We start from the raw sequence: 25,451 nt of genomic DNA, 5'->3' as shown, positions 1-25,451 counted from the left end.
GTCCAGGTATCGTTGCAAGGAAGGAAGATAAAATGACAGCGGATAAGGTTTTAAGCTGGCGGCGTTATGAGGAGGGAGACTCCCAATACGACGATTTTCAGGAAAAGATTTTTCAGGCGGGCTGGTCCTATAAATGTCCGACCTATGTCCACCGCACGCCCCCCTGCCAAGGCAGTTGCCCGTCGGGTCACGACATCCGCGGTTGGTTGGCCATCGCGCGGGGCATGGAAAAACCCCCGGTCGAGGGCATGAGCTGGCAACAATATGCCTTTGACCGGATGATGGAGGCCAATCCTTTCCCTGCGGCGATGGGGCGGGTCTGCCCGGCGCCGTGCGAGGATGGCTGCAACCGCAATGAAGTCGATGATTTTGTCGGCATTAATTCCGTTGAAATGTATGTCGGTGATTGGGCGATCGAAAACAAGGTCAAGCTCGCCAAACCGGAAAAGGAAACCGGTAAGAAAATCGCTGTTATCGGCGGTGGTCCGGCCGGCCTTTCGGCGGCCTACCATTTGCGCCGCATGGGACATGGCGTCACCGTTTTCGAGGCCCACGAGGAATTGGGCGGCATGATGCGTTACGGTATCCCCGGATACCGTACGCCGCGTGAAATGCTCGACGCCGAAATTGACCGCATTCTCGATCTTGGCGTCGAGGCCAAAACCGGCGTGCGCATCGGCAAAGACGTCACCGTTGAGCAACTGGAAAAAGACTTCGATGCCATTTTCTGGGGCGTCGGCGCGCAAAAGGGCCGCCCCCTACCCGTTCCCGGTTATGAAGGAACGCCCAACTGCCTGACCGGCGTGGATTTTCTCGAGGCTTTCAATGAGGGCCGACTGCAATACATCTCCGAGAAGGTCGTCGTCGTCGGCGGTGGCGACACCTCGGTCGATGTCGCCTCTGTCGCCCGCCGTTTGGGACATATCACGACGACCAACGAGAAGGACCGTCCCGAGAACATCGTTCTCGGCCACACCGCCCATGACGTCGCCTCGGCGGCGCAACGCAAGGGCGTGCAATCGGTCCTGACGTCGTTGTTCCCGATCGAGCAGATGACCGCCGCCGAACACGAACGCGAAGACGCCAAACGCGAGGGTGTCGAAATCAAGGGCAGCGTGATGCCGCTTGAGGTTCTGCTTGACGAAAAAGGTCGCGCCCGCGCGCTGAAGATGTGCGAATGCGACATGGACGGCATGAAGCCGATCCCCCGCGAGGGCACCGAATTTGAAATCGAGTGCGATCTCGTGGTCTCCGCGATCGGTCAAATGGGTGATTTGGCCAATGGACTCAGCGCCCTCGATGGCGGCAACGGCTTCATTAACATCGATCCCTTCTACAAGGTCAAGGGCACCGACAAGCACTTCGCCGGCGGCGATATCCTGCGCCCGCACCTGCTGACCACCGCGATCGGCCACGGCTCCATCGCCGCCGAGGAAATCAACCATTTCCTCAACGGTGAACAGCTCGACAAACGCCCCAAGGTCGATGTCCATCATTTCAACTTGCTCGAAGAATTGCACCTTCGAGGACTGGATCCGCAGGAATACGCCCATCAGCCGACCCGTGGCACTTCCGACGAGAAATTTGCGGTTCACAACTTCGAGGATCGCTCGGAACAGCAGATTATTTCCCACAAGGAACTGTTCCTGGGCCACTTCCCCTACAGCGACCGCAATCGCCGTGAAGAGGTGCACATCGGCGCCGCCGAGGTTCTCGGAAACTTCCAGGAACGCGTCAAAACGCCGACCGAGGAACAGGCCCGCGGCGAAGGCGAACGCTGCATGAGCTGCGGGATGTGTTTCGAGTGTGACAACTGCGTCATTTTCTGCCCTCAAGACGCCGTTTATCGCGTGAAACCCGCCGAACGCGCCGTCGGACGATATGTCGCCACCGATTACGCGAAGTGCATCGGGTGCCATATTTGCGCCGACGTCTGCCCGACCGGGTACATCCAGATGGGCCTGGGCGAGTAAAGGGGAACCGCATCATGAACCGCGTTTGTGTTCTTTCCTTTATGTTTGCGCTCGTCCTCGGCGCCTTGCTGTGGTCTCCGACCACGGCAAGGGCCGCCGATGGCGGGGGCGTTCCCCTGCCCCACCCGGCGAAGGCGGCCAAAGGCGAGAAATGCGTTCAACCGGTCGAGGTCATGCGGCGTAAACATTATGAATTTCTTCTCCATCAGAGGGAATTGACGGTCCGCAAAGGCGAACGGGGAATGAAGTACAGCCTTCGCGAATGCGTCGATTGCCACGCCACCAAGTCGCCCGCGATTGACGGTGGAAAAGACCGGACGATACAGCCTTTTTGCGCCCAGTGTCATTCTTACGCCGCGGTCACCATCGACTGTTTCGAATGCCACACGGGCAAAGCCGACGACGCCCCGAAACCGTCCGCCGGCATACCCGCAAACCATGGCGCTTTGTTGAGCCGAATTGAAGACCATCTAACCAAGGGGGATGGCGCACAATGACAACGCAAGATCAAAAAGAGGGGCAAGATCAAAAAGAGGGCATCAGCCGCCGGCGTCTCCTTTCCACCGCCGGCGCGGGCATGGCGACGATCGCCTTGGCGTCTGGTGTCACCTTGATTTCCCGCGCCCAGGCGACCCCCCGGGTTCGCGGCGTCGGGGTTCCCGCATCGTCGAAAATTCGTTGGGGTTTCCTCGTCAACACCAACAGCGATCCCAGTGATTGGGACACCTGCGTCGCGGCCTGCAAAAAAGAGAACGGTTGGGCCAATACCGGGCATCCCAACACGGATCCTCAGTGGATTCGAAAGGTTTCCCTTAAGGACAAGCGCACCGGTGCGGCGACCTCCTTGCCGATGATGTGTCAGCATTGCGAATTTCCGCCGTGCGTTGACGTTTGTCCCACCGGCGCTTCGATGCGGCGCGCCGACGGCATCGTTCTGGTCGATCGCCACCGTTGCATCGGTTGCCGTTACTGCATGATGGCCTGCCCCTACGGCGCAAGATCGTTCGTCCATCACGATCTCCACAACCAAAGACCCTCCATGCCACGAGGAAAGGGTACCGTGGAAAGTTGCACCCTGTGCGTGCACAGAATCGACACCGGAAAAAACCCCGCTTGCGTCGACGCCCTGCAGGCAAAGGGCAGCAAGGCGATTATTTTCGGCGATCTGAACGATCCCAACAGTGAAATTTCCCGTGAGGTGGCGCGCTATTTGACCACCCGCATCCGCGACGACCTGGCGTTGGAACCGGGTGTTCTTTATCGGGGCCTTTGAGGGGTCGGGGGAAAATAAATTATGAAAAATATGATTGTTTTTAAGGAACTCGACGCAAACGGGCTTGATTATTTAGCCCTCCTGGGATGGCTTCTCGTTTTCATCGTCGCCGGACTGGGATCATCCTGGTACATGGAACACAACGGTCATATCGTGACCGGGATGACCAATCAGATCGTCTGGGGGATGCCCCACGTCTTCGCCGTCTTCATGATCATCGCCGCCTCCGGGGCCTTGAACATCGCATCGATCTCATCGGTTTTTCAACGCAAGATGTACAAGCCACTGGCGCGGATTTCGGCGATCCTGGCGATCGCCTTGTTGGCCGGCGGACTGATGGTGTTGGTGCTTGATCTTGGCCGACCCGACCGCCTGATCGTGGCGATGACGAAGTATAACTTCAAATCCATCTTCGCCTGGAACATTTACCTATACTCGGGGTTTTTCGTCGTCGTCCTCGTTTATTTGTGGATGATGATGGAGCGGCGGATGAACCGCTATGCCCGCGCGGCGGGTATTTTCGCCTTTGTCTGGCGTCTCGCCCTGACCACCGGCACCGGGTCTATTTTCGGTTTCCTCGTCGCCCGTCAGGCTTATGACCCGGCGATCATGGCGCCGATGTTCATCACCATGTCGTTCTCGTTCGGTTTGGCGATTTTCATCCTTTTGCTTTTGTTTACCTACAAGGCAACCAACCGCCCCCTTGGCGATCGCATTTTATTCATGCTGAAAAACCTGCTCGGCGTATTCGCCGCCGCCGTGTTGTATTTCATCGTCGTACGCCATCTCAGCAACTTGTACGCCACCCACCGTCACGGAGTTGAAGCGTTTATTCTCTTGAATGGCGGCGTTTATACCGCGTTGTTTTGGATTGGCGCGGTGCTTATGGGCTGCGTTTTACCGATCGCCCTTTTGTTTCACCCCGCGACGGGAAAGTCATGCTCGGCGATCATGTTGTCCTGCTGGTTGGTCATCTTGGGCGGCCTCGCTCAGATCTACGTTATCATCATTGGAGGGCAGGCCTATCCCTTGGATATTTTTCCGGGCTACCAGGTCTCCAGCAGTTTTTTCGACGGAGTGGTGCACCCCTATGCGCCCTCGTTACCCGAAATTCTGTTGGGATTATCCGGAATGGCGACGGCTGTCTTCATCGTAGCGATCGCCATGCGTTATTTGCCGATCTTGCCGATGAGTCTTTCCGACGCAGCCGTAGACCCATCGCATGACAAGAGCAAGTAAACACCGCGCATGCCGGTCGCACTTCCCCGGAGCATTCCCGATGCTCCGGGGTTGTTCTTTCCTCCGGCGGGTTCCTGGTTCTTGAAAAGATACGAAGCTCCGTCCCTTTCTTCTTCCCTTTTTAGACATTTTCGCGCGAAAATCGCCTCCTTCGATGCTGCGCGCGACATTTTCGGTTCGTGCGTCGGCACGAAAAACCGGCAAAAACAACCGTTGTAACCCTATTTACGCAAACCAGGACAGGCCCATGACCCTCGAGCACCCTTTCGCACAATACGTTCGCATCATCGGGCGCGGCCCCAATTTATCGCGCCCCCTGAGCGAACAGGAAATGTACGACGCCGCCCGGATGATCCTCGAGGGCCGCGTCGAACCTCTGCAGCTGGGCGCGTTCCTCTGCATTTTGCGCGTACGCACCGAAGTCGCCGAGGAAGGCGCCGGGTTCGTGCGCGCCACCCGCGACATGCTCGACATTCCGGGGGACCTGCCCGAAGTGGATATCGACTGGTCGTCCTATTCGGGAAAAAAACGCCAGCTTCCCTGGTTTTTGTTGGCGGCGCTAATGTTGGCGCAGAACGGTATACGCGTCGCCATGCAGGGCACCGAGGGACACACGCCCGGGCGCACCTACTCACGCGAGGTCCTGGAATACCTCGACGTGCCCATAGCGCGCAGCATCGCCCAAGGTGGTGAACATATCCAAGCCCACAATTTCTGCTATCTTCCCCTCGCCAATTTCATGCCCCGACTGCAAGAAATTCTCGAACTAAAATCCATCTTGGGCGTGCGCTCGCCGGTCAACACCTTCGCCCGCATGATCAACCCGTTTTCCGCCCCCAATGAAATGCAGACGGTTTTTCACCCCAATTACCGCGATGTCCACCGTGAGACCGCGACCCTTTTAGGGCAAAAAAATATGGCCGTTTTCAAAGGTGAAGGCGGAGAAGCCGAGCGTCGTCCCGGCAAGCCGGTGCTGGTGCAAAGCCTACACGACGGCGCCCTCGACGAGGAAACGTGGCCACCCCTGATCGACGAGGCGACGACGCCCAATGAAACCATGGATATTTCCCGCCTCCGGGCGGTATGGGATGGAAGCGTCATCGATCCCTACGCCGACGCCGCCGTGATCGGCACCGCGGCGATCGCCCTGAAATTGATCGGGCGGGCGAAAGATCAAGACGAAGCAATCGCCCAAGCCACTCAAATGTGGGAAACCCGCAACAAGGAGCGCCTGATCACGGCCGCATAACGCCATGGCATATGTCCTCATTTCCGCCGCACATAAATCGTCGGGAAAAACCACCGTAACGACGGGAATTTGCGCCGCCTTGGCCAATCGCGGCCTTGATGTGCGTCCGTTTAAGAAGGGGCCCGATTACATTGATCCGATGTGGCTGGGAAGCGCTGCGGGAAAATCGTGTTTCAATCTGGATTTCAACACCCAGAGCGAGAGCGAAATCCGCACCACGTTCTCCGTCCACGGCGCCAGCGGCGATATCAGCGTCATCGAAGGCAACAAAGGGCTCTACGACGGCATGGATATCGACGGCGCCAACGCCAACGCCGCCCTGGCGAAACTGTTGGACGCGCCGGTGGTCCTGGTGATCAACGTGTCGGGAATGACGCGCGGCATCGCCCCCCTGCTTTTGGGCTATCAAGCGTTCGACCCCGAGGTGAGAATCGCGGGCGTTATCCTGAACATGGTCGGCGGACCCCGGCACGAAAGCAAATTACGCGCCGTTATCGCCCATTATACCGATATTCCGGTCATTGGCGCCGTCCATCGCAACCCCGCCATCGCCCTGACCGAACGCCATTTGGGGCTGATCCCCAGCGTCGAAATCGATACCGCCCGGAGTAAAATTTCGGCAATGGCCAAAGTCATCGCCGAACAGGTCGATCTGGACGCCTTGCTCACGATCTCCAAACGGGCTCCGGAAACCGTCGCCATCGCCGCAGAGGCGGCGGCGCCGTTTTCCGAGGTAACGGTCGCCGTCGTCCGCGATAGCGCGTTCGCCTTTTATTATCCCGACGATCTTCTCGCATTGCAACGGGCCGGCGCGCGCCTGTACTTTGTCGATGCCATGGCCGATCGCGCCCTGCCCGCCGATATCGACGCCTTATTTATCGGCGGCGGTTTTCCCGAAACGCACATCGCCGCCCTATCCGACAATCGATCGTTGATGCGCGACATCAAGCAGGCGATCGAAAACGGTCTTCCCGCCTATGCCGAGTGCGGCGGCCTGATGTATATGGCGCGCACCTTGAGTTGGCGCGATGAAAAAGCGGATATGGTCGGCGTCATTCCCGGCGATGTCGTCATGCACGACAGGCCCCAGGGCCGCGGATATGTCCGCCTTCGCGAAACCACCGCCATGCCGTGGCCAGCCTCCTCGGACAGCGCCCCAACCGCCCCTCATCAAGAGATCATCGCCGCCCACGAATTTCATTACTCAAGCCTGGAAAACCTCCCTCCGGGACAAAAATTCGCCTATGACGTTCTGCGGGGCAATGGAATTACCACAGATAAAGACGGCATAGTTTGTTATAATCTCCTCGCCAATTACGCCCACCTTCGTGATGTCCAGAACCATCGCTGGGCCGCGCGTTTCGTAAACTTTGCGCGTCGTTGCGCCGCCTCCACCGAACGCCGCTCCGCGCGCGTCACCGGCTAAGCGCTCTTCGACGTCTTGTGTTGGGTCTATACGCTTTAGGATCGCACCATTTTTAGTCTAGAAACGGAAAAGATAACGTGAACAACACCGGTTTTGTGTATATCGTGGGGGCGGGCCCCGGAGACCCCGAACTGATGACCGTCAAAGCGGTGCGGGTCCTCAAATCGTGCGACGTGGTGGTCTATGACCGCCTGGTGTCGGATGATATCCTGGAGATGGTGCCCGCCGGCGCAACCCGGATTTTCGCGGGGAAGGCGGCGCGCAATCACCACATGCCCCAGGACGAAATCAACGATCTTCTCGTCAATTTGGCGCAATCGGGACACACCGTCGTGCGCCTTAAAGGCGGCGATCCGTTTATCTTCGGACGCGGCAGCGAGGAAGCGACCCGGCTGGCCGAAAATGACGTTCCCTTCGAAATCGTTCCCGGCATCACCGCATCCGCCGGATGTGGCGCCTACGCCGGCATTCCCCTGACCCATCGGGGACTGTCCACGGGCGTGCGCTTTGTCACCGGGCATTGTCGCGACGGTCAACATCTGGACCTGAATTGGAAAAGCCTCGCCGATCCCAACACGACTTTGGTCATTTACATGGGACTGATCAATGTTCAGAAAATCTCGGACGAACTGGTCAAGGCAGGCCTGCCCGCAACGACGCCCGCCGCGGGTATCGAAAAAGGCACCACCGCCGATCAGCGCACGATCATCACCACTCTGGGAGAACTGCCCCAGTGCGTGGACCGGGCCAAGTTGCGCGCCCCCAGTTTGTTGATTATCGGGCGCGTCGTCGATTTGGCCGACATCCTGACGTGGCGCAACCCCGCCGAACAGTGTGATCAGGAAGCCCATGGCTAAGACGCCCCCGCACGCTGTCGGATCTCCGGATAGGCTTAAGGTTGGCTCCGAAGATGGCGGCGAGGATGGTCCTTGGCCGAATGCGGCCCTTCTGTTGATCGGCCATGGGTCCAGCCGAAACCCCTCTAGCGCCCTACCGACGCTTTTGCACAGCGAGACTTTGCGCAACCGCGCCATCTTCGGCGCCGTTCATGCCGGATTTTTAAAACAGCCGCCGTTCGCCACCGAAGTGATCGACACCATCGCGTCACCCGACATCTATATCGTCCCCAATATGATATGCAAAGGCCATGTCACCACCGGCATCATCCCCAAAAAACTGGGACTTTACGGCCCGCTCACCGTGCGCCACGGTCCCACGGGACCGCGCCGATTGCATCTATGTCCACCCGTAGGCGCCGATTCCCACGTCATTTCCGCGACCGGCGAAACCATCCGCGCCATCGTCGCCAAGCATCATCTTGTCGCCAAAGATACTTGCATCATCATGGTAGGGCACGGCAGCGGCAAAAGCCGACAATCCTACGATCAAACCCAGGCGGCGGTGGCGGTGCTCACCAACTTCGTCATTCCCGCGCACATTCGGGCGGCATTCCTGGAGGAACCCCCATTTATTCGTAATTGGCGCGCGATAACCCCCGCGCCAAACCTTATCGTCGTCCCGTTCCTGATGGCCGGAGGGCAGCATGGCGCCTTGGATATCCCCCAGTGTCTCGAACTACCCCCTGATGACGATGCGTTAAAAGATCTGGAAAAAGGGACCCGCAGCGTGGCGGGGCCGTACGCCAACGAAGGCCGACGCATCTGGTATCTGCGCCCCATCGGTCTCGAACCGATCATCGCCGACGTCGTCATCCAAAGGGTGCGCGACGCCATCTCAATGGGCGGCGATCGATAAAAGTCGGTATTATTGATCGCGTCCCAGGGCGCGGGCGAGCAGCATGTACAATTTACCCATGTCCGAGGTCAGGAACGTCGCGTTCAAGACCCCCTCATGGTCGCGCTCGCGCGCTTCGGAAAGCATGGCCTCGAAAACGGACAGATAGCCGTCAACATACTCGCGGAACTCGGCGTCTTCTTGAAACCGATTCTTGATGGAATTGAGCGCGCCACGCTCGCGAAATCCCAGCATCTTGCGTACGAATACGCCTTTTTCTCCTTTGTTAAAGCGACGCCAATCGTCCTCGCTGATGGCGGTTTCGCTCACCCGGGCCATATCCACGGCAAGCGATTGCAGTTTCTCGGTAACAAAGGTCGCCCGCTTGAGAAAATCGTTCGTTTTCTCCTGACCGACCCGATTTTCCAATTTTTCCAAAATTGCGGCGGCCTCTTGCGCCGAGCCGTGTATCGCATCGACCTTGACGTCGAAGCCTCGACTGACGTCCTCGGCATGGCGGGCGAGTTGTTCACTCGCCGCCGTCAGGGCATCGACGCGCCCCTTGAGGGTCTTATCCCAGGTGATGACCGAACCGAGCGCCTCGGTCGATATACGGCCTACCGATTTACCGTGCTTAAGCAGAACGTCGCTCAGTCGTTCGGCGCCCGTTTCGGCCTTGCCGTACAGCGTGGTGAGGTCCATTAATTGACGCCTGAGTTTTTCTTGTGTGGCGTCGATTTTCGTCGTGTAATTTTCGGTACGAATTTGGGCGTCTTGCGCCTGGCCCTGGACCATCGCCCCGAAGCGCGCCAGTTTGGAAATGCTTTGATCGGAAATCATCGTGATTTCCTGTCCACGCTGATTGAGTATTTCGCTGATCTGACTTAGACGCGCAACGGCTTCCTCGGATACGGCGCCGATTTCCTGAGACTGGAACTTAAGGCCGTCGGAAACGCCATCTATCTTCGTTGTCGCCTGTGTCGAGGCGCCGGTAAGCTCGTGCAGCCGCTGGCGTAGGCTCTGCCCGGCCTCGCGCATCTGGGTTACCGTCCGTTCCGATAACGCATTCAATTCATCCGACCGCTCGCCCAAGGCGTCGGTGACTTTTTCGACCTGCGCCGCCGCTTGTTCGGAAGCCTTGCTCAACGCCTCGGACTGCTGAGAAAGGATATTGGAAGCGCCCCCCAAGACCTTGCCCGCCTGTTCGGCGGCGCCCACCACCACCCGGCTCTTGTCGCCCAATTCCTCGCCGACCTTGGCCAATTTAGCCGTAGCCTCATCGGAAACATGGGTCAAGGTGTCCGCCTCGGCGCGCAACGACGAAGAAAACGCCTGTACGTTTTCACCCGCCTGGACATAGGCTTCGTTCAGATCGTGCGCGCGCCGACGCAGAAGATCTCCAACCGTATCCAGCCGGTCCTGAGCGCGGTCGACCGTGTTGTCCATGTTGGCCATATTCTGGCGAATGGCGTCGGCTATGGAATCCAAACGCAACGCGGCGTTGTCGGAGGCTTCGGCGGCGTCATTCACCCTATCGTGCACGGTACGGCTCATGTCGTGCATTTCCGTCTGCGCCTTCTGGGAAACGCTTTCCAGGGCGTTCTGGCTTCCCAACAGAGCATCGGTCACGTGACCGACTTTTTCCACCGCGGTGTCGGAAACCTGAGACAGGTCCCCGCCGCGCTCGCGCAAACGAAAGCCCGCCTGATCGAGAAGCTCCGAGGTCTGCGCCCCCAAAGCGTCCATTTCATGGGCGCGCTGGCGCAAAACCTCGCCAACGCTTTGCATGCGCTGACTGGCGTGCTCGCTGGAATTATCCAGCTCATCGCTTTGCCTGCGCAGGGCGTCGGAAACCAAGGCGATCAGCTTGGCCGCACGGTCGGACGCCGCCCCGACATCGCGGGAGCGATCAAGCAGGGCGAAAGAGGCCTTGCCGACCTCATCGACAGCCCTGTCGGCGACCGACGATAATCCTTGAGAGTGTTGACGCAAAACCTCGGTCACCGTTTCCACCCGCCCCGCGGCGTTTTCGGAGGTATCGACCATATCCTCCAATGTCGCGCGCATTTGCCCGCCGACGCTTTGCAAGCGGGATTGCGCATTGTGCGCCGCCAAATCCAGATCGTGCGTGCGCTCACCTAGATTTTCAGCTGCCGCCGTGATTAATTTTCCGGTGCGCGCCGACAAATACGTCAGGCGATCCGCTTTTTCCTCAAGGACGCCGGAAACATCGTGTAAGTGCTCCGAAGCCTTCTGGCTCGCCCCATCGACCTGCAAGGAGCGTTCGCCGACCGTCGTGGCCAGCGCATCGAGGCGATTGACCGCCGCATCGGATGCTTCACGGATCATCGACAAGTGCTGACGGAAGGCCTCGGCGACACGCGCCGTACGTTCCGAAGTTAGATTCAATTCCCCCAGACCTTTACTGAGGGATTGGGTCGCGGTCCCGATCTTGGCCGCGCCGCTATCGGCCGCCACGGCCAATTTTTCGGCGCTTGCAAACATAGCGTCATTGGCCCCCGAAATTTCAGAGCGCGCCCGGCTCGCCACGATGGCGACATTCTGACCTTGCGTTTCCAAGGCGTTGCCCACGGCCTCGATATCATCAAACGCACCGGCGCGAACCTCTTCGATGTCGGCCCGGCGCGCCATCATCGTCTCGCCCACGCGCGCGATATCGTGAACGGCGTCATCGGCGCGTTCACGCACCAGTTCGGCTTGCGCGTTCAGGGAAAGGCCCGCCTGAGCCGCACTGTCCTGCGCCAATTTACCGGCGCCGCTCAGGCTGTCGCAAGATTGGCGCAATTGTTCGTTAATCCGAGTTGCGCGCTCGCCCGCGGCATCGGAGTTTTCGATCATTTCCTTCGCCTGCTTACGCATCGTCTCGGCGCTGGACTTGAGACGCAACCCAACCAGTTCCGACGCCGAAATCAAATTGCGCGAACGTTGGGCCAGCGTTTCCGACAGGGCGTCAACGTCGGTCGAGACCTTTTTCGAGGTTTCGTTCAACGTCTTGGTCTGATGTGCGAGGGTAACCTCGATCTGGGTTGTTTGGCCCGCCACAAGCTGTGCGATATCGCCCAAATCCTGGCTTTGCCGACGCAAGGTTTCGCGGGTCAGGCTCGCCTGAAAAGTTGTTTTTTCCGTTTGCTTGGCCAGTTCCTCGGTATTGTCATGCAACATCTCGGCGCTGGCGGCGACCTCGCCGGTAACGTCGCGGGCGGCCTTGAGGAGGCCTTCGAGACGGCCATGCAGACGCCCGCCAACCTCATCGGCGCGCGTCGTGGTTTCCTGCGAAAGATCGTCGAGTTCGCGGATTTTTTCGGAATAGAGATCGGCGACTTCCCGGACCTGGGTCGTGGACTGCGTGGTAACCGTCGCCAATTCTCCGGTCCGGCGCTGCAAAACATCGCTCAGCGCCTCCGCCCGCGCCGAGGCGCGATCGGTGCTGGTCGCGATTTCATGGCCACGACGATGCAGAACATCCGCCGCCTGGCGCGCGCGTTCCTCGACTTTTTCACTGACCACGCGCAAGTCGTCGGTCTGGCGGCTCAACGCCTCGGCGACCGCTTGCGTACGTAAATCGGCGTCTTCGGAAACCCGCGCCAACTCCAGGGTGCGCTCACGCACTTGATCGGTGACGGCGCCGGCGCGCGTCACGGCCTCATCCGAGGCCTTGCTCAGGTCCCGAGACTGACGGCGCAACGCATCGGTCACTTCCTTCAGGCGTTGGCTCGCCCGGCCCGACGGGTAGGTCAGTTGATTGAGTTGCCAGCGCAGCGCCTCGGTTTCGCGACGCAATGAACGCCCCCGCTCGAAGAAGGCGACCACCATCCATAAAAACGCCACCGGCGTGACCACGCCTGCCGCCAATCCCCCCAATTCATACGGCAAAAGCGCCGAAAGATCGTCAAACCCGATGCTGACACGTAGATAATAGATCATCGCCGTCACCCAGGCCGTGGTCGCGATCAGACCACCCCACATCGGCAGACGGTATTTTAAATAAAACGGCGTCGGCCAGGCATCGGGCTCGAAAAGGGGGCCGTCGGACAGGGAATCGCCACCCTCCGTGCGCGCCAAGGCGCCCGCAAGGGCATCGTCGTCACCGTCCCGTCCGGCGTCACCGGAGGAATGGGAGGGTGTTTCGCCTTTGTGTTCAACGCCTTTGTGATCAACCATGTCCAGCCCCTTGCGTGCATTCAACGCGAAACGCACCCAGTGGCCGAGGCGGCCCAAAAATTGGCGCACCGGCCTTAACGATCGTTTGTCCGATCATACATAAGATTATACGATGCCCATATGGTAGCCTCAAACCGCCACATAGCACAATATATTGTGTTTTTTTGTGCACAACCCCCTATAAATCTGAGGATATGTGGACAAAGCGCCGAACGGGATGTGGATAACTTTCGCCAAGGCCGTTCCAGGACAGACCCAGGACAGACCCAGGGCACACCGCGCGCCGCTTGGAGGCGCCCAGCCTTTAAAACATATGTTGCCCGCCGGTAATCCAGATTTCGTCCCCGGTCACATAGCTCGCCTCGTCGGAACACAGAAAATAAATGACGTTGGCGACATCCTCGGGCGTGCCCATCCGTTCCAGGGGAATACGCGGGATCAGCGCCTCGTATTCGGGCTGGATCATCGAGGTTTCGATCTCACCTGGGGCGACGGCGTTGACGCGCACGCCAAGGGCGGCGAATTCGTTGGCCAATTCACGCGTCAGACCCGAAAGCGCCGCCTTGGAAACCGAATAGGCCGAACCCGCGAAGGGATGGATAGAGTGCCCAGCGATGGACGTCACATTGACGATCGCCCCACTCCCCTTATGCAGCGCCGCAGCGAACCCCCGCGACAGCTTGAGAGCCGCGAACACATTGATGTCGAAAACTTCGCGCCAGGCGTCGATATCGCCGTTCAGGCAGCCTAAACGTTCCTTAAACGGCGTCTTCGGCGACAGACCTGCATTGTTGACCAAACCATGCAGCGGTCCCCCATCCAAAATCGCGTTCGCCTCGGCGATGAAGTTGCGTACGCTGTCGCGATCGCCCAGGTCCGTAGGGATATGGGTCGTCCAGTTGGGATCGCGCTTGCATTCCTTAGGCACCTCATCGCGCGAACAGGTGATGATCTGCCATCCCTTTTTAAGGAATTTCAGGGCCGTATGATGGCCGATACCCCGCGACGCGCCGGTAATGACAACGGTTTTTCGCTTTTTATCCATGCTCGAACGCTATGATAAAAAAGACCCGCTGGCTAGGGGATTACAGCCCCAAAACCGCCGTCGCCGAGCGAAATGTCTGTTCACGCGATCCCGAACTGTCGATCCGATGCCAGGTCACCTCACCCAGGTCGTAATTCAACTGCCGGCGGACGATCTCGGCATCGGCGTCGGACGGGTTGTTGATCCGCCGCTTCACCCGTTCGACCATGACCGCCTCGGGCGCTTCGAGCCACAGGCCGTCGAAGGGCACGCCGACCCGTTCGGCCACCTGGGCGATGGCGCGCCGTTCATCCGCGCCCGCGAAGACCGCATCGGCGATCACCGAATGCCCCGCCAAGAGGACCATTTCCGCCTCGTCATAAACGGCCCGATAGGTCTTCTCCGTCATCTCCCGGCTGTAGCCTTCCTCGTCCAGACGATCCAGGGGATGCACCCCCATCAGACGTTTGCGCAGGGTATCCGAACGGACGATCCGCGCCCCCGGCTGCGGGCCGAGCAGCGGCGCCAGGGTACGTCCGGTCAGGGATTTTCCACTGCCCGAAAGGCCGCCGACGGCAATCAGGCGCGGCGTCGAGGGGGTGAGATACTTCACCGCCATGTCAAAATAAGCCAGCGCCTCATCGCGGTGGGGGCCGCGATCACCGGCGGCCTGCGCCAAAGCGGCGTTGATATGCGCCCGCGAGGAAGCGCGCATGCTCAAAACAGCCCCATCGCCCCCAACCCCCACGATGCCCCGGTAATATCCAAGTAGCGGTTCATCACTATGTTGGCGAGGTCGCCCAAGCCACGGTATTGCAGATCCATCAGCAAAAAAGCCAAATCGTATAAAACATCTATGATATTGAAATTATTATTGAACTCTATCGCGTCGAAGAGCACGGGGCGGCCATCCATGAGAAAGATATTGCGTAAGTGCAGGTCGCCGTGACACATCCGCACGCAGCCGCTTCGCCGCCGTTCTTCGAGTAAGGGACCTACCTGGTCGAGGCGGTCCCACAAACGGTTCTTCAGGTCCTTTGTCCGAGTCCGACCGAGGACCCCCTCGCCCGCATCGAGATAGGCGTTATCGTCGCTTTCGATGGTCCGCGCGATCCCGGCGCGCCCGCCGCCGTCGGTGCGCGGCTCGCCGTGGGCGTGAAAGGCAGAAATGACATCCGCCAGATCGTCCATCATATGACGGTCGAGCTTGCCCGCCATGGCCAAACGGTCGAACAAGGTATCCTGGTCGAAACGCACCATCTCGACGACCCAGTCGATCACTTCGCCCGCGCCGTCGAGACTCAGGGTCCCGTCCCCCCCACGGCGGACCGCGCGCACGCCCTTGTAAAGCTTGGGCGCGCTCCTGCGGTTGATCGCCACTTCGGCCAGACATGATTCGTGGCGACGCTCGAGCGTAGAAAAATCGAGGTAAGGAAAACGCACCGCGCGCTTCAGCTTGAACACCCGATCGCGCCCGATGAAAATTTGCGAAATATGGGTCTCGACGCGCTCGACCTCCTGCGCGCCATCGCCAAAAGCTTCGGGGCGAGACAGGAAAGCCACGACTTCGCTTTGGTCTTCTACGATCATTTCGACGCGGTTCCCTGACCGGACAGAGGGAGGGGGAGAACAGTTATAGCCCCCGCCCCCATATCCGATCAACGCTCTTCGATCTCCACGCCGTCATCGCGTAGCAAGACGTATATCGCCGGGATCACCAAAAGGGTCAACGCCGTCGATGACGCCAGGCCGAACACCATGGAAATCGCCAAGCCCTGGAAAATCGGATCGGCGAGGATAAAGGCCGAACCGATCATCGCCGCGATAGCGGTCAGGAAAATCGGCTTGAAACGGATCGAACCCGCCTCCAATAACGCCGCACGCAGGGGTTTTCCGCGCATTTGAAGATGGCGGATAAAGTCCACCAGAAGGATCGAGTTGCGCACGATAATTCCCGCCAAGGCGATAAAGCCGATCATCGAGGTGGCGCTGAACGGGGCGCCGAACAACCAATGGCCGAACATGATCCCAATCAGGGTCAGGGGTACCGGCGTTAGAATAACCAACGGCAATTTGAAGCTGCCGAATTGGCCCACGACCAGAAGATAGATGCCCAGGATAGCGAAAATGAAGGCCAGCCCCATGTCGCGGAAGGTGACGTAGGTGACCTCCCATTCGCCGTCCCACAGAATGGAGACCTTCGATTCGTCCCGGGGCTGACCATGGTAGCTGACCGGCGGTGGGCCGGAGACGCCCCAATCCATTTTCTTCAAGGCTTTTTCGACGTCGAGCATGGCGTAAATCGGGGCCTCGAAGCGGCCCGCCAGTTCTCCGGTGACCATTTCCTCGAAATGGCCGTCGCGGCGGAAAATCGGGTACGACGCCTTCTCGTAACGTGCGGTGACGACGTCGCCCAGTTCGACCACCGCTCCGGTATCGGCCGCCTCACCCGGAGCGGGCACCGGGGTCGTGAACAAACGTTCACCGAACGACAGCCCGCTTTTGGGCAGGCGGATCGTGATTTCAATCGGGTTTTCACCCTTTCCACGCTGGGAATAACCGACATTAACCCCACCGATCAAGGCGGAAATAGTATTGTACAGGGCGTTTTCCTGAACCCCGTTGAACTCCATGCTATCGTTGTCGATTTTGATGCGCAGGCGCTTGGTCGGCTTACGGAAGGTATCATCGACATCGACGACATAATCGAGGCTCTCAAAGGCCTTGCGAATTTTCCGCGCGGCGGCCCTACGGGATTTCTGATCGGGACCGTAGACCTCGGCCATTAGCGTCGCCAAAACCGGCGGTCCGGGCGGCACTTCGACGACGCTGATCGTCGTTCCCTTAGGCGTGTCCAACCCCTTGATCCGCTGACGCACGTCGAGAGCGATCTGGTGGGATTGACGTTCACGGTCCGCCTTTGGCTTCAAGTTAATCTGTAACTCTCCCTCCCAAGGTTTTGAGCGCAAATAATAATGTCGCACCAAGCCATTGAAATTAAACGGCATTGCCGTACCTACATAGGCCTGCATATTGGTCAATTCCGGCAAGTCCTTCAGGCGCTCGGCGGCGGCTTGTATGACCCGGTCCGTTTCTTCCAGGGAAGCCCCATCGGGCAAATTGACGACCAATTCCAATTCGGATTTGTTATCGAACGGCAACAACTTCACCGTCACCGTTTTGGTGACGAACAACAGCAGCGACGCCAGCGTGGCGACGCCCACCACGACAAGTAGAATTTTCGCTCCCCTGCGCCCCCTGAGGACCGGTGTGGCGACGCGCAGGTAAAAACGCCCCATCGCCCCGATGTCGTGGTGTTCGTCGGCCTCGTCGCCGCCAAAGCTGACCAAATGGTCCTCCAGATCGGCAGGAGACGGCGCGCTTTTTCCGCGAAATGTGACTTTGTACAACAACCACGGCGTGATGATGATCGCGACAAAAAATGAAAAAATCATCGCCGCCGAGGCGTTCGCCGGGATCGGGCTCATATAGGGTCCCATCATCCCCGACACGAACATCATCGGCAGCAACGCGGCGACGATGGTCAAAGTGGCGATGATCGTCGGATTGCCGACTTCGGCGACCGCTTCGATCGTCGCCGCGAGAGGGTGCTTCATCCCCCCCTTGCGCCAATGTCGAACGATATTTTCGACCACCACGATGGCGTCATCAACCAAAATACCGATCGAGAAGATGAGCGCGAACAGACTGACCCGGTTGATGGTGTACCCCATCAAATAGGCGGCGAATAACGTGAGCAGGATCGTCGTCGGCACCACCACCATCACCACGACGCCTTCGCGCCATCCCAGGACGACGCCGACCAGCACCACGATCGACAACGTCGCCAACGCCAGATGGAACAGCAATTCATCGGATTTTTCGGTCGCCGTGGCGCCGTAGTTGCGGGTGATCGTGGCGACCACGCCGGGAGGGAGCAATCGACCGCGCACGCTGTTCAGGCGGGCGATAACGTCGTTCGCGACATTGACCGCGTTGGCCCCCTTGCGCTTGGCGATCGCCAGCGTCACCGCCGGCGTCACGCTGAGAGAACCGTCCTTCTTTTTCAACATCTGCCAGACCCGATGTTCCTCGGGCTTGGCGCCGACGACGACCTTGGCGACGTCCTTCAAGTACACCGGACGACCGTCACGCGCGGTGATCAACAACAATCCGATATCGGGCATGCCGTTCAGGGTCTGTCCGGCGACCACGGGAACGGTATGGTTGGTCTCGCGCAGCGAGCCGACCAGAAACGAGCGGTTCGCGCCCTTAACCTTCTCCACCAATTGATTCAGGGTGACGCCGTATAACGACAGCCGTTCGGGGTCGGGTTCGACACGGATTTGATCGGGGCGGCCACCGACGATAAACGTCAGGCCGACGTTATCGACCTTGACCAATTCATGCAGCAATTCCTCGCCCACGTCGTACAGCGTATTGTCGTTCCAACGCGTCGGCTTGCCCGCCGGGGACAATCGCGTCGGCGACAGGGTCAGGGTGATGATCGGCACATCGTTGATGCCCCGCCCGACAATCAAGGGCGCGGGAATGCCCAACGGCAGCTTATCCATATTGGCGCGAATTTGATCGTGAACGCGCAAGATCGCGACGTCCTCGTCGGTGCCGACGTTAAAGCGCGCCGTCACCATCACCCGATCGTCCTCGGTGCGCGAATAGACGTGATCGACCGAATTGATCCCCTTGATGATATCTTCCAGAGGCTTGGTCACCAATTCGACGGCGTCGGCGGCCTTGAAGCCGTTGGCGTCAACCATGATATCGACCATCGGCACGCTGATTTGGGGATCTTCCTCACGCGGCAGCATCAGCAACGCCACAGAGCCCAGCGCGATCGACGCCAACAAAATCAATGGCGTCAACGCCGAGCGAATGAAATACTTCGTGAGATGTCCCGAGATGCCTAGTTTCATCGTTTCCGTTCCCTGGCCGCCTTATTCGTGCGCGCCGGGAAGGACGAGAACATCGCCCTCTTTCAGCCCGGAAAGAATCTCAACGCCACCGTCGATGGGAAGCCCCGGTTGCACAACCACCTCGGTGCCGTCTTCCAGGCGCACGAAGGTGATGCCGAAGCGATTAAACATATACGCCTTGGGAATCACATAAGTCTGGCGCTTCCCCGTTGAAATATAAACGCGAATACGCTCGCCGATGAAAAACCCCTCAAGACCCGCGACCTCGACGTCGGCGCTAACGCGCCCTTGTTTAATTTCGGGATAGACTTGGCGCACATAGCCCCGTCGCAGGTATTTCTCGGCGTCCGGCGTCAGAGATTCCAACCCCCGTTCGGCGACCATCACCACGTCGCCGACCTTGATGTAACGGGCATGGCGTTCGGGCACCTGCAGGCGCAGGATGTAGGCCGACGCCGTCAGGGTGGCCACGGTTTCGCCCGGCAAGACGACCGCGCCCTTGGTCAGATCGACCTTAAGTATACGTCCGTCGGCGGGCGCGAGGACATCGCCCTCGCTCTGTTGCTCGATGACGACGCGCCGCTGAGCCTGCGCCGCCGCCCATTGCTGATTGACAACATCCAGATTGGTTGTCGCTTCATCAAGGCGAGCCTTGGGTATCGTCCCGGAACTCCATAGTTTTTTCGCCCGACCAAGCGCCGTTCTGGCCAAGGTGCGTTGCGAATCCAGGGATCTCACCTCGGCATCCAGGGCCTGTAGGCGCAATGCGAGTTTTTTATCGACGACCCGCGCCAGAACTTGACCGGCCTTCACCAAATTACCTTCGTTCGCCTTCAATTCGACGATAGTGCCGCCGATCCGGGTACGCGCCGAAGCGACGTCCTTACTTTGCACCGTGGCGAAGACCGATTTACGATCATCGACGGTGCGCAACGTTACCGTATAGGTCGGGCTGGGAACCGAGTTGGAGGCTACGCCGGCGTTCGAATCGACCCCGTCCGATACCGTCGGCGTCGCCTGAGGAGCAACCTTGTTCTCTTGCCCCCAAGCGGCCTGGGGCGCGATCTGCGCGGCGGCGAAAGCCGGCGCGGCAAAAATCGCTAAAATTGCAACGGCTTTAAGCCGGGGGGTCTGGAGCCAGGGCGTCATCGTCTGCACCTTTCGCGTTACGGCTTACATGCCTCGTATGGCGTCATGCTCTTTATTAATTAGATCAAACTAAATTAGCAATATCTAAATTATGTGCTATAACAGGCCCTCGACGCCCCGTAAGCTGGTAAGCTTTGTGTGTCGTCTTCGTAATCTCACGTGCTAAAAACAAGGAGAAAATCATGTCTATCGACCGTCTCGTCATGGCGTTTGCGGGGATCGTCATCCTATTGAGCGTCGCCTTGGCGCATTGGGTAAACCCCAACTGGCTCTGGCTTACCGTATTCGTCGGCGCCAATCTTTTGCAAGCGGCGTTTACCAAGTTTTGCCCTCTGGCGACCATCCTCAAGAAAATCGGCGCAAAACCGGGCTGCGCCTTTTAATCGCCCTTCCGCCAATCGACGCATCGCGCGCCAATGCGGGCCTTTACCGTGCGGGCCTTTACCGATGGTGAGGGTCCGCATGATCAATTCACGGCAAAACTTGGGCGTTCTTCGTCAATCCCTTCCGGGTCCTCATGGATAAGAACTTCCGCGTTGGGAAAGGCCGTCGCGACGCGGCGCATGACGTCCTCGGAAATATCGTGGGCGCGACGAAGGCTCATTTTACCGTCCATTTCGATATGCATCTGAATAAAAACATCAGGCCCCGATTTACGCGTGCGCAGATCATGCATGTCGCTGACACCGGGATGACCAAGAACGATTTCCCGTATCCGCGCGCGCGCGTCGTCGGGCAATTCGCGGTCCATCAAAACATGCAGGGCCTCGTAACCGATCTGGTAAGCGCCATAGATGATGTACGCCGAGATTCCAATGGCGAACACCGGGTCGGCGTATACCCACCCCAAATTTTGAGACAACGCCAACGACACGATCACGCTAAAATTGATCAGGATATCCATCTGATAGTGGGTGGAATCCGCGCTGATAGCCAGCGATCCGGTGCGCCGAACGACATGGCGCTGAAACCACACCAACACCAAGGTCGTCAAAATCGAAAAAACCATCACCACATATCCAACCGTGGTGTTAACGATCGCCGCGGGATGGTAGAGACGACTAGACGCCTCGACAAACAAGAACAAAGCCGAACCGCAAATAAACGCCGCCTGCGCCAATCCCGATAAGGATTCCGCCTTGCCGTGACCGAAGCGGTGCTCTTCGTCGGCCGGTTGCAAGGCGTGACGCACGGCGAGCAAATTCAACAAAGACGCCGCCATATCCAGGAGAGAATCTATCAGGGTCGAAAGCAGACTAATCGAATCGGTCGCGACCCAGGCGACGAACTTGGTCACGATTAAGGCCAGGGCGACGCCAACCGAGGCATAGGTCGCCAGACGCATCAAACGTTCGTTCCTTTCGCGTACACTCGGTGTCGGGCTGTCTTCGCTCATAGCATGTTCCGGGTCGTCGGAGATGGGGGGGCTTATTCCAAATGGCCTGGGTGCGGCGGTCCGCCGCACGGACGTATCGAAATCACGCCGCGCGCGGAGCGTAAGATCACGGGTAAAGCCTTTCGCTGCGCCAGCCATCGTCGCGGCGATGATAAACCACCCGTTCGTGCAAACGAAACGGTCGATCGCTCCAAAATTCGATTTCGTCGGGAACAACCCGATAACCCGACCAAAAGTCCGGTCGAGGAATATCCCCGATCATGAATTTGGCGGCGAACTTAGCCACCCGCTTCTCCAGTTCAAACATCCCCTGCAAGGGCTGCGATTGCCTGGACGCCCAGGCCCCGATCCGCGAATCGCGCGGTCGCGAGGCGTAATAGGCGTCGGCCTCCGCCGCCGAAACGGGTTCGACCTCGCCGACGACGCGCACCTGGCGGCGTAGCGACTTCCAGTGAAAGACCAACGCCGCACGAGGGTTTTCATTCAATTCCGCAGCCTTGCGACTGCCCAGGTTGGTATAAAAAACGAACCCACGCTCATCAAGCCCTTTCAGCAACACCATGCGCACCGACGGCGCGCCATCCTTTGTCGCGCTGGCCAGGGCCATCGCGCTCGCGTCGTTGGGCTCGCTCTCTTCGGCCTCGGCTAACCACCGCCTAAACAAGGCGATCGGTTCGCTATCATCGTGAATTGTGATGTCGGTCATTGACGTCATGGATGTCCGCCTTAAATTTATTCCAGGAGTGAGATGTCAGTTGGCGTCGTAGGTTTTATACGAAAAGCCCATTGCATGCACAAAACCCCGGGCGTAAGAAGTGGCCGCTCTGCGATAATTCGAATAACATACCCGCGATAACATGTTTGAAAGGTTTTTCTCATATTGTGCTACTTTAGGCGGGGGATAAAGCCCTATCCCCACCTTGCGTTTTTGCGCCGTATGCAAGCCCAGGCTTTATTGAGGAGTTCGAGACCAATGAGATTCAAATACGCAATCACCATCATTGCCCTGGCGGCGACCTTGAGCGCGTGCGCCGAAACCGGCCAACAAAAACAGCAGGCAGGCTCTGTCGTCGGCGGCGTGCTGGGCGGCGTGCTGGGCAGCAATGTCGGCAGCGGAAAGGGCAAGACCGCAGGCACCATTATCGGCGTCCTGCTGGGCGCGGTCATGGGGGGTGAGATCGGAAAATCCATGGACAAAGTAGACCGCATGTACGCCGAACGGACGACCCAAAAAGCCTTGGAAACGGAGCCCAGCGGCCAAACTTCGACTTGGAGCAATCCCGACAGCGGCCACTCGGGCAGCGTCACCCCGATACGTACGTACCGAAACGACGCCGGCGTCAACTGCCGTGAGTTTGAAACCACCGTTTATATCGGCGGCAAGGAAGAAACCGCCACCGGGACGGCCTGTCGCCAAAGTGACGGCACATGGAAAATTCAACAATAAGTATAGACCCCGACGACGGAACGTATCCGTCCGGATTGGTGAAAACGACATATGAACGATCCGTATGCGACCTTGGGCATCCCTACCGGCGCCAGCCAGGACGAAATAAAAAAGACCTACCGCGCCCTGGCCCGCAAGTACCACCCGGATAGCCGCCAGGGCGGCGGCGAAACCGATCCTCGGACCGTGGACCGGTTCAGGGAAATCGCCGCCGCCTACGCCCTGCTTTCCGACCCGAAGAAGCGCGCCGCGTTCGATAACGGCGATATCGACGCTGCGGGACGACCGCTACGAACGCGGCGGGCGGCGGCGGGTTCCGCCTGGCGCGACGCCGCTCATGCCTATCGCCAACGCGAAACCGCCTGGACTTCGCGGCACTCTGGGGGAACGGGCGGCGAAAAGGCGGGCGACGGCGGAGAGAGCCGCTTCGACGCATTTTTCAGAAATCGCGCGGGAGTCTTCAAAAGCAAGGGCGCGAACGTTGCTTACACCCTGACATCGGACTTCGTCGAAGCCGCCATGGGCGGCGTACGTCATATTAAAATCGCGAACGGCAAGCGCCTCAAGGTGTTGATCCCGCCGGGCACGGAAAACGGTCAAATTCTGCGCCTGAAAGGTCAGGGTATGGTCGGCTCCGGGGGCGGCGAAAACGGCGACGCCCATGTCGAAATTCAGGTTCTCGACGATCCCGTGTTCAGCCGCAAGGGCCATGATGTCTACACCACCGTTCCGATATCCTTACCCGAGGCCGTTCTGGGCGCGAAAATCGATATCCCCACCATCGACGGCATGGTGACGCTGGGCGTCCCCCCCGGATCCAACAGCGGATCGAAACTGCGCCTGAAGGAAAAAGGCATCCCCAAAAGCAAGGATGGCGGCAAAGGCGGCCCGCGCGGCGATCATTATGTCATCCTGTCATTGGCCCTGCCGCCAAAACCCGATGCGGAATTGACCAAGTTCGTCGAAAAATGGGCGGCGAAACACCCCTACGATCCGCGCGCGAAAAGCAAGTAAGCCCCCCCCTACTCGGGGCGGACGATCGTTTTCAAAGAACGGGCCAGATGATCGTGCTGACTTTCGCCGAGCCCCCGCAAGGTGCGCGCCAACGCCGCACGCCAGGGCGTCTGCCGTGCGCTTTCGTTTTGCAGCTCGACATCCAGCCCCAGGGCGCGATAGAGGTCTAAAATCGTTACCGAATCCAGATCGCGGGCGAACAAATAACGACCATTCTCGCAAAGCGCGATAATTCCCGCCTTTTCTAGAATCTCCAACATCGCGTCCAGGTCGTCACCGTGGTGATGAACATCACGTGTCAGGGTTTCGCGAGTGCACAATTCCCCCGTGCGCGCGCCTTGATCGAGATGGCCCGCCACCTCGACCGCCAGGGCCAATTTTTCGCCGGGCCGTAGGGGAGCGCCACCCGCCGCCCGCGCTTCCGCAAGGGGGGTCGCCCACGACGGCAGCGCCGCGCACACGACCGCACCGATCAATACCACCGCCCATGACAGGAAAAGCCAAACCAGAAAAAACGGGATCGACGACACTGCGCCGTACATGGTTTCGTAGGCGGGGAAAGCCAGAACATACAGCGTGAACCCCTTGCGCAAAAGGGCGAACAAGAGCCCCGCGATCACCCCCCCGATCAGGCCATGCATAAGACGCACCGGACGATTGGGCACGGCGGTGTAAAATACCGTAAACGCCGCCATCGACAATAACGTGGGCAAAAGCCGGGTGACCCAACCCCAAAGCCCCCTCAACATGTCGATTTGAGCAACGTTATTTTGGATAAAAACATAGCCGCCGACGGAAAAACTGGCCCCCATCAACAACGGCCCCAGGGTGATCACCGACCAAAAAATCAACAGTCGAGGGATCAGCGCCCGCGCCTGGGCGACCCGAAAAATTTCGTTAAGCGCCGATTCTATGGTCGCGAACAGTAAAATCGCGGTAACCGCCAGACCAACGATCCCCAGGGCCGTCATCCCCCCCGTGTTGGCGATATAATGATCCAAGTGCTGATTGACGTTTTCGATGGCGTCGGGGAGAAAATTTTGAAACACCCAGGTCTGGATATCGGCCCGCACCCCCTTGAAAACTGGAAAGCCCCGCAAAATCGCAAAGGCGATCGCACTGAGGGGCACCACAGACAAGAGCGTCGTATAGCTGAGCGCCGCCGCGACGCGCATGCACCTGTCATCGACGAACCGCCGCCAAACGACAATGGCGAAGCGTTTCAGTTCGGGAACGAAATCTTGACGCATTAACCTATTCCCATCAAAGGTTTTTTTTAAAGGTGCTTCGGCGAAAAAATAGCATATAACCAATATGAACGTGTCTAAAATGTAAACGGGCGACCCCCATCATACAGGGATACTCCGGTTTTGCAGGGAAGGCATTTCGTGTAGGATGCAGCAAACGTCTA

At 58.8% G+C, this 25,451-nt stretch carries 20 protein-coding genes; 11 read left to right on the top strand and 9 right to left on the bottom strand.

What is annotated here, in order from left to right:
- Positions 1-32 precede the first annotated feature (32 nt).
- From P3M64_RS01015 to P3M64_RS00980, 8 genes are all read left to right on the top strand, one after another.
- Positions 33-1,973: an NAD(P)-binding protein gene (locus P3M64_RS01015; RefSeq protein WP_132940026.1), complete on the top strand. Its 1,941-nt coding sequence runs from the start codon at positions 33-35 to the stop codon at positions 1,971-1,973.
- A gap of 14 nt (positions 1,974-1,987) precedes the next feature.
- A complete protein-coding gene (locus P3M64_RS01010; RefSeq protein ID WP_132940027.1) occupies positions 1,988-2,470 on the top strand; it encodes a hypothetical protein in 483 nt (160 codons plus the stop codon).
- A complete protein-coding gene (gene dsrO, locus P3M64_RS01005) occupies positions 2,467-3,246 on the top strand; it encodes a sulfate reduction electron transfer complex DsrMKJOP subunit DsrO (protein WP_132940028.1) in 780 nt (259 codons plus the stop codon). Before P3M64_RS01010 ends, dsrO begins: the two co-directional genes overlap by 4 nt.
- Before the next feature lie 21 nt (positions 3,247-3,267).
- Positions 3,268-4,485 carry an NrfD/PsrC family molybdoenzyme membrane anchor subunit gene (nrfD, locus tag P3M64_RS01000; protein ID WP_132940029.1) on the top strand — a complete coding sequence of 406 codons (1,218 nt, stop codon included), beginning with the start codon at positions 3,268-3,270 and terminating at the stop codon, positions 4,483-4,485.
- 247 nt (positions 4,486-4,732) lie between these two features.
- Positions 4,733-5,734 carry a glycosyl transferase family protein gene (locus tag P3M64_RS00995; RefSeq protein WP_132940030.1) on the top strand — a complete coding sequence of 334 codons (1,002 nt, stop codon included), beginning with the start codon at positions 4,733-4,735 and terminating at the stop codon, positions 5,732-5,734.
- Between the two features lie 4 nt (positions 5,735-5,738).
- On the top strand, positions 5,739-7,160 hold the full coding sequence (locus P3M64_RS00990; RefSeq protein WP_132940031.1) for a cobyrinate a,c-diamide synthase: 1,422 nt from the start codon (positions 5,739-5,741) through the stop codon (positions 7,158-7,160).
- Between the two features lie 77 nt (positions 7,161-7,237).
- Complete coding sequence (gene cobA, locus P3M64_RS00985; RefSeq protein WP_132940032.1) at positions 7,238-8,017, top strand: uroporphyrinogen-III C-methyltransferase; 780 nt, start codon at positions 7,238-7,240, stop codon at positions 8,015-8,017.
- Entirely contained in the window at positions 8,010-8,915 is a 906-nt protein-coding gene (locus P3M64_RS00980) for a CbiX/SirB N-terminal domain-containing protein (protein ID WP_132940033.1), read from the top strand. The genes cobA and P3M64_RS00980 overlap by 8 nt, the downstream gene beginning before the upstream one ends.
- Positions 8,916-8,924: 9 nt before the next feature.
- Here the strand turns inward: P3M64_RS00980 and P3M64_RS00975 are convergent, their stop codons facing one another.
- From P3M64_RS00975 to P3M64_RS00950, 6 genes are all read right to left on the bottom strand, one after another.
- Positions 8,925-13,076 carry a hypothetical protein gene (locus P3M64_RS00975; protein ID WP_132940034.1) on the bottom strand — a complete coding sequence of 1,384 codons (4,152 nt, stop codon included), beginning with the start codon at positions 13,074-13,076 and terminating at the stop codon, positions 8,925-8,927.
- 304 nt (positions 13,077-13,380) lie between these two features.
- On the bottom strand, positions 13,381-14,121 hold the full coding sequence (locus tag P3M64_RS00970; protein ID WP_132940035.1) for an SDR family NAD(P)-dependent oxidoreductase: 741 nt from the start codon (positions 14,119-14,121) through the stop codon (positions 13,381-13,383).
- Positions 14,122-14,161: 40 nt separating this feature from the next.
- A complete protein-coding gene (locus P3M64_RS00965; protein ID WP_276157046.1) occupies positions 14,162-14,815 on the bottom strand; it encodes an AAA family ATPase in 654 nt (217 codons plus the stop codon).
- Positions 14,816-14,817: 2 nt separating this feature from the next.
- Entirely contained in the window at positions 14,818-15,690 is an 873-nt protein-coding gene (locus P3M64_RS00960) for a phosphotransferase (protein ID WP_276157045.1), read from the bottom strand.
- Between the two features lie 68 nt (positions 15,691-15,758).
- On the bottom strand, positions 15,759-19,034 hold the full coding sequence (locus P3M64_RS00955) for an efflux RND transporter permease subunit (protein ID WP_132940037.1): 3,276 nt from the start codon (positions 19,032-19,034) through the stop codon (positions 15,759-15,761).
- Between the two features lie 21 nt (positions 19,035-19,055).
- Positions 19,056-20,183: an efflux RND transporter periplasmic adaptor subunit gene (locus tag P3M64_RS00950; RefSeq protein WP_132940038.1), complete on the bottom strand. Its 1,128-nt coding sequence runs from the start codon at positions 20,181-20,183 to the stop codon at positions 19,056-19,058.
- A gap of 182 nt (positions 20,184-20,365) precedes the next feature.
- Between P3M64_RS00950 and P3M64_RS00945 the strand changes: the two genes are divergently transcribed.
- Positions 20,366-20,566, top strand: a complete 201-nt coding sequence (locus P3M64_RS00945) for a YgaP family membrane protein (RefSeq protein ID WP_132940039.1) — start codon at positions 20,366-20,368, stop codon at positions 20,564-20,566.
- An 83-nt stretch (positions 20,567-20,649) separates the two neighbouring features.
- Here the strand turns inward: P3M64_RS00945 and P3M64_RS00940 are convergent, their stop codons facing one another.
- Both P3M64_RS00940 and pdxH read right to left on the bottom strand, forming a co-directional pair.
- Entirely contained in the window at positions 20,650-21,579 is a 930-nt protein-coding gene (locus P3M64_RS00940; RefSeq protein ID WP_165886402.1) for a cation diffusion facilitator family transporter, read from the bottom strand.
- Positions 21,580-21,685: 106 nt separating this feature from the next.
- A complete protein-coding gene (pdxH, locus tag P3M64_RS00935) occupies positions 21,686-22,285 on the bottom strand; it encodes a pyridoxamine 5'-phosphate oxidase (protein WP_132940089.1) in 600 nt (199 codons plus the stop codon).
- A gap of 267 nt (positions 22,286-22,552) precedes the next feature.
- Here pdxH and P3M64_RS00930 point away from each other — a divergent pair, with 267 nt between their 5' ends.
- On the top strand, positions 22,553-23,026 hold the full coding sequence (locus P3M64_RS00930; RefSeq protein WP_132940040.1) for an RT0821/Lpp0805 family surface protein: 474 nt from the start codon (positions 22,553-22,555) through the stop codon (positions 23,024-23,026).
- Positions 23,027-23,077: 51 nt separating this feature from the next.
- A complete protein-coding gene (locus P3M64_RS00925) occupies positions 23,078-24,040 on the top strand; it encodes a DnaJ C-terminal domain-containing protein (protein WP_132940041.1) in 963 nt (320 codons plus the stop codon).
- Between the two features lie 8 nt (positions 24,041-24,048).
- Here P3M64_RS00925 and P3M64_RS00920 read toward each other — a convergent pair whose 3' ends face one another.
- Positions 24,049-25,290 (bottom strand): YihY family inner membrane protein, encoded by a 1,242-nt coding sequence (locus tag P3M64_RS00920; RefSeq protein ID WP_132940042.1) that lies wholly within the window; start codon positions 25,288-25,290, stop codon positions 24,049-24,051.
- Positions 25,291-25,451: the final 161 nt, after the last annotated feature.

Origin of the sequence: Varunaivibrio sulfuroxidans, from assembly GCF_029318635.1 — a bacterium.
Lineage (GTDB): Bacteria > Pseudomonadota > Alphaproteobacteria > Rhodospirillales > Magnetovibrionaceae > Varunaivibrio > Varunaivibrio sulfuroxidans.
The sequence above is the reverse complement of the archived record's forward strand: the minus strand, read 5'-3'. Positions and strand labels throughout refer to the sequence as shown.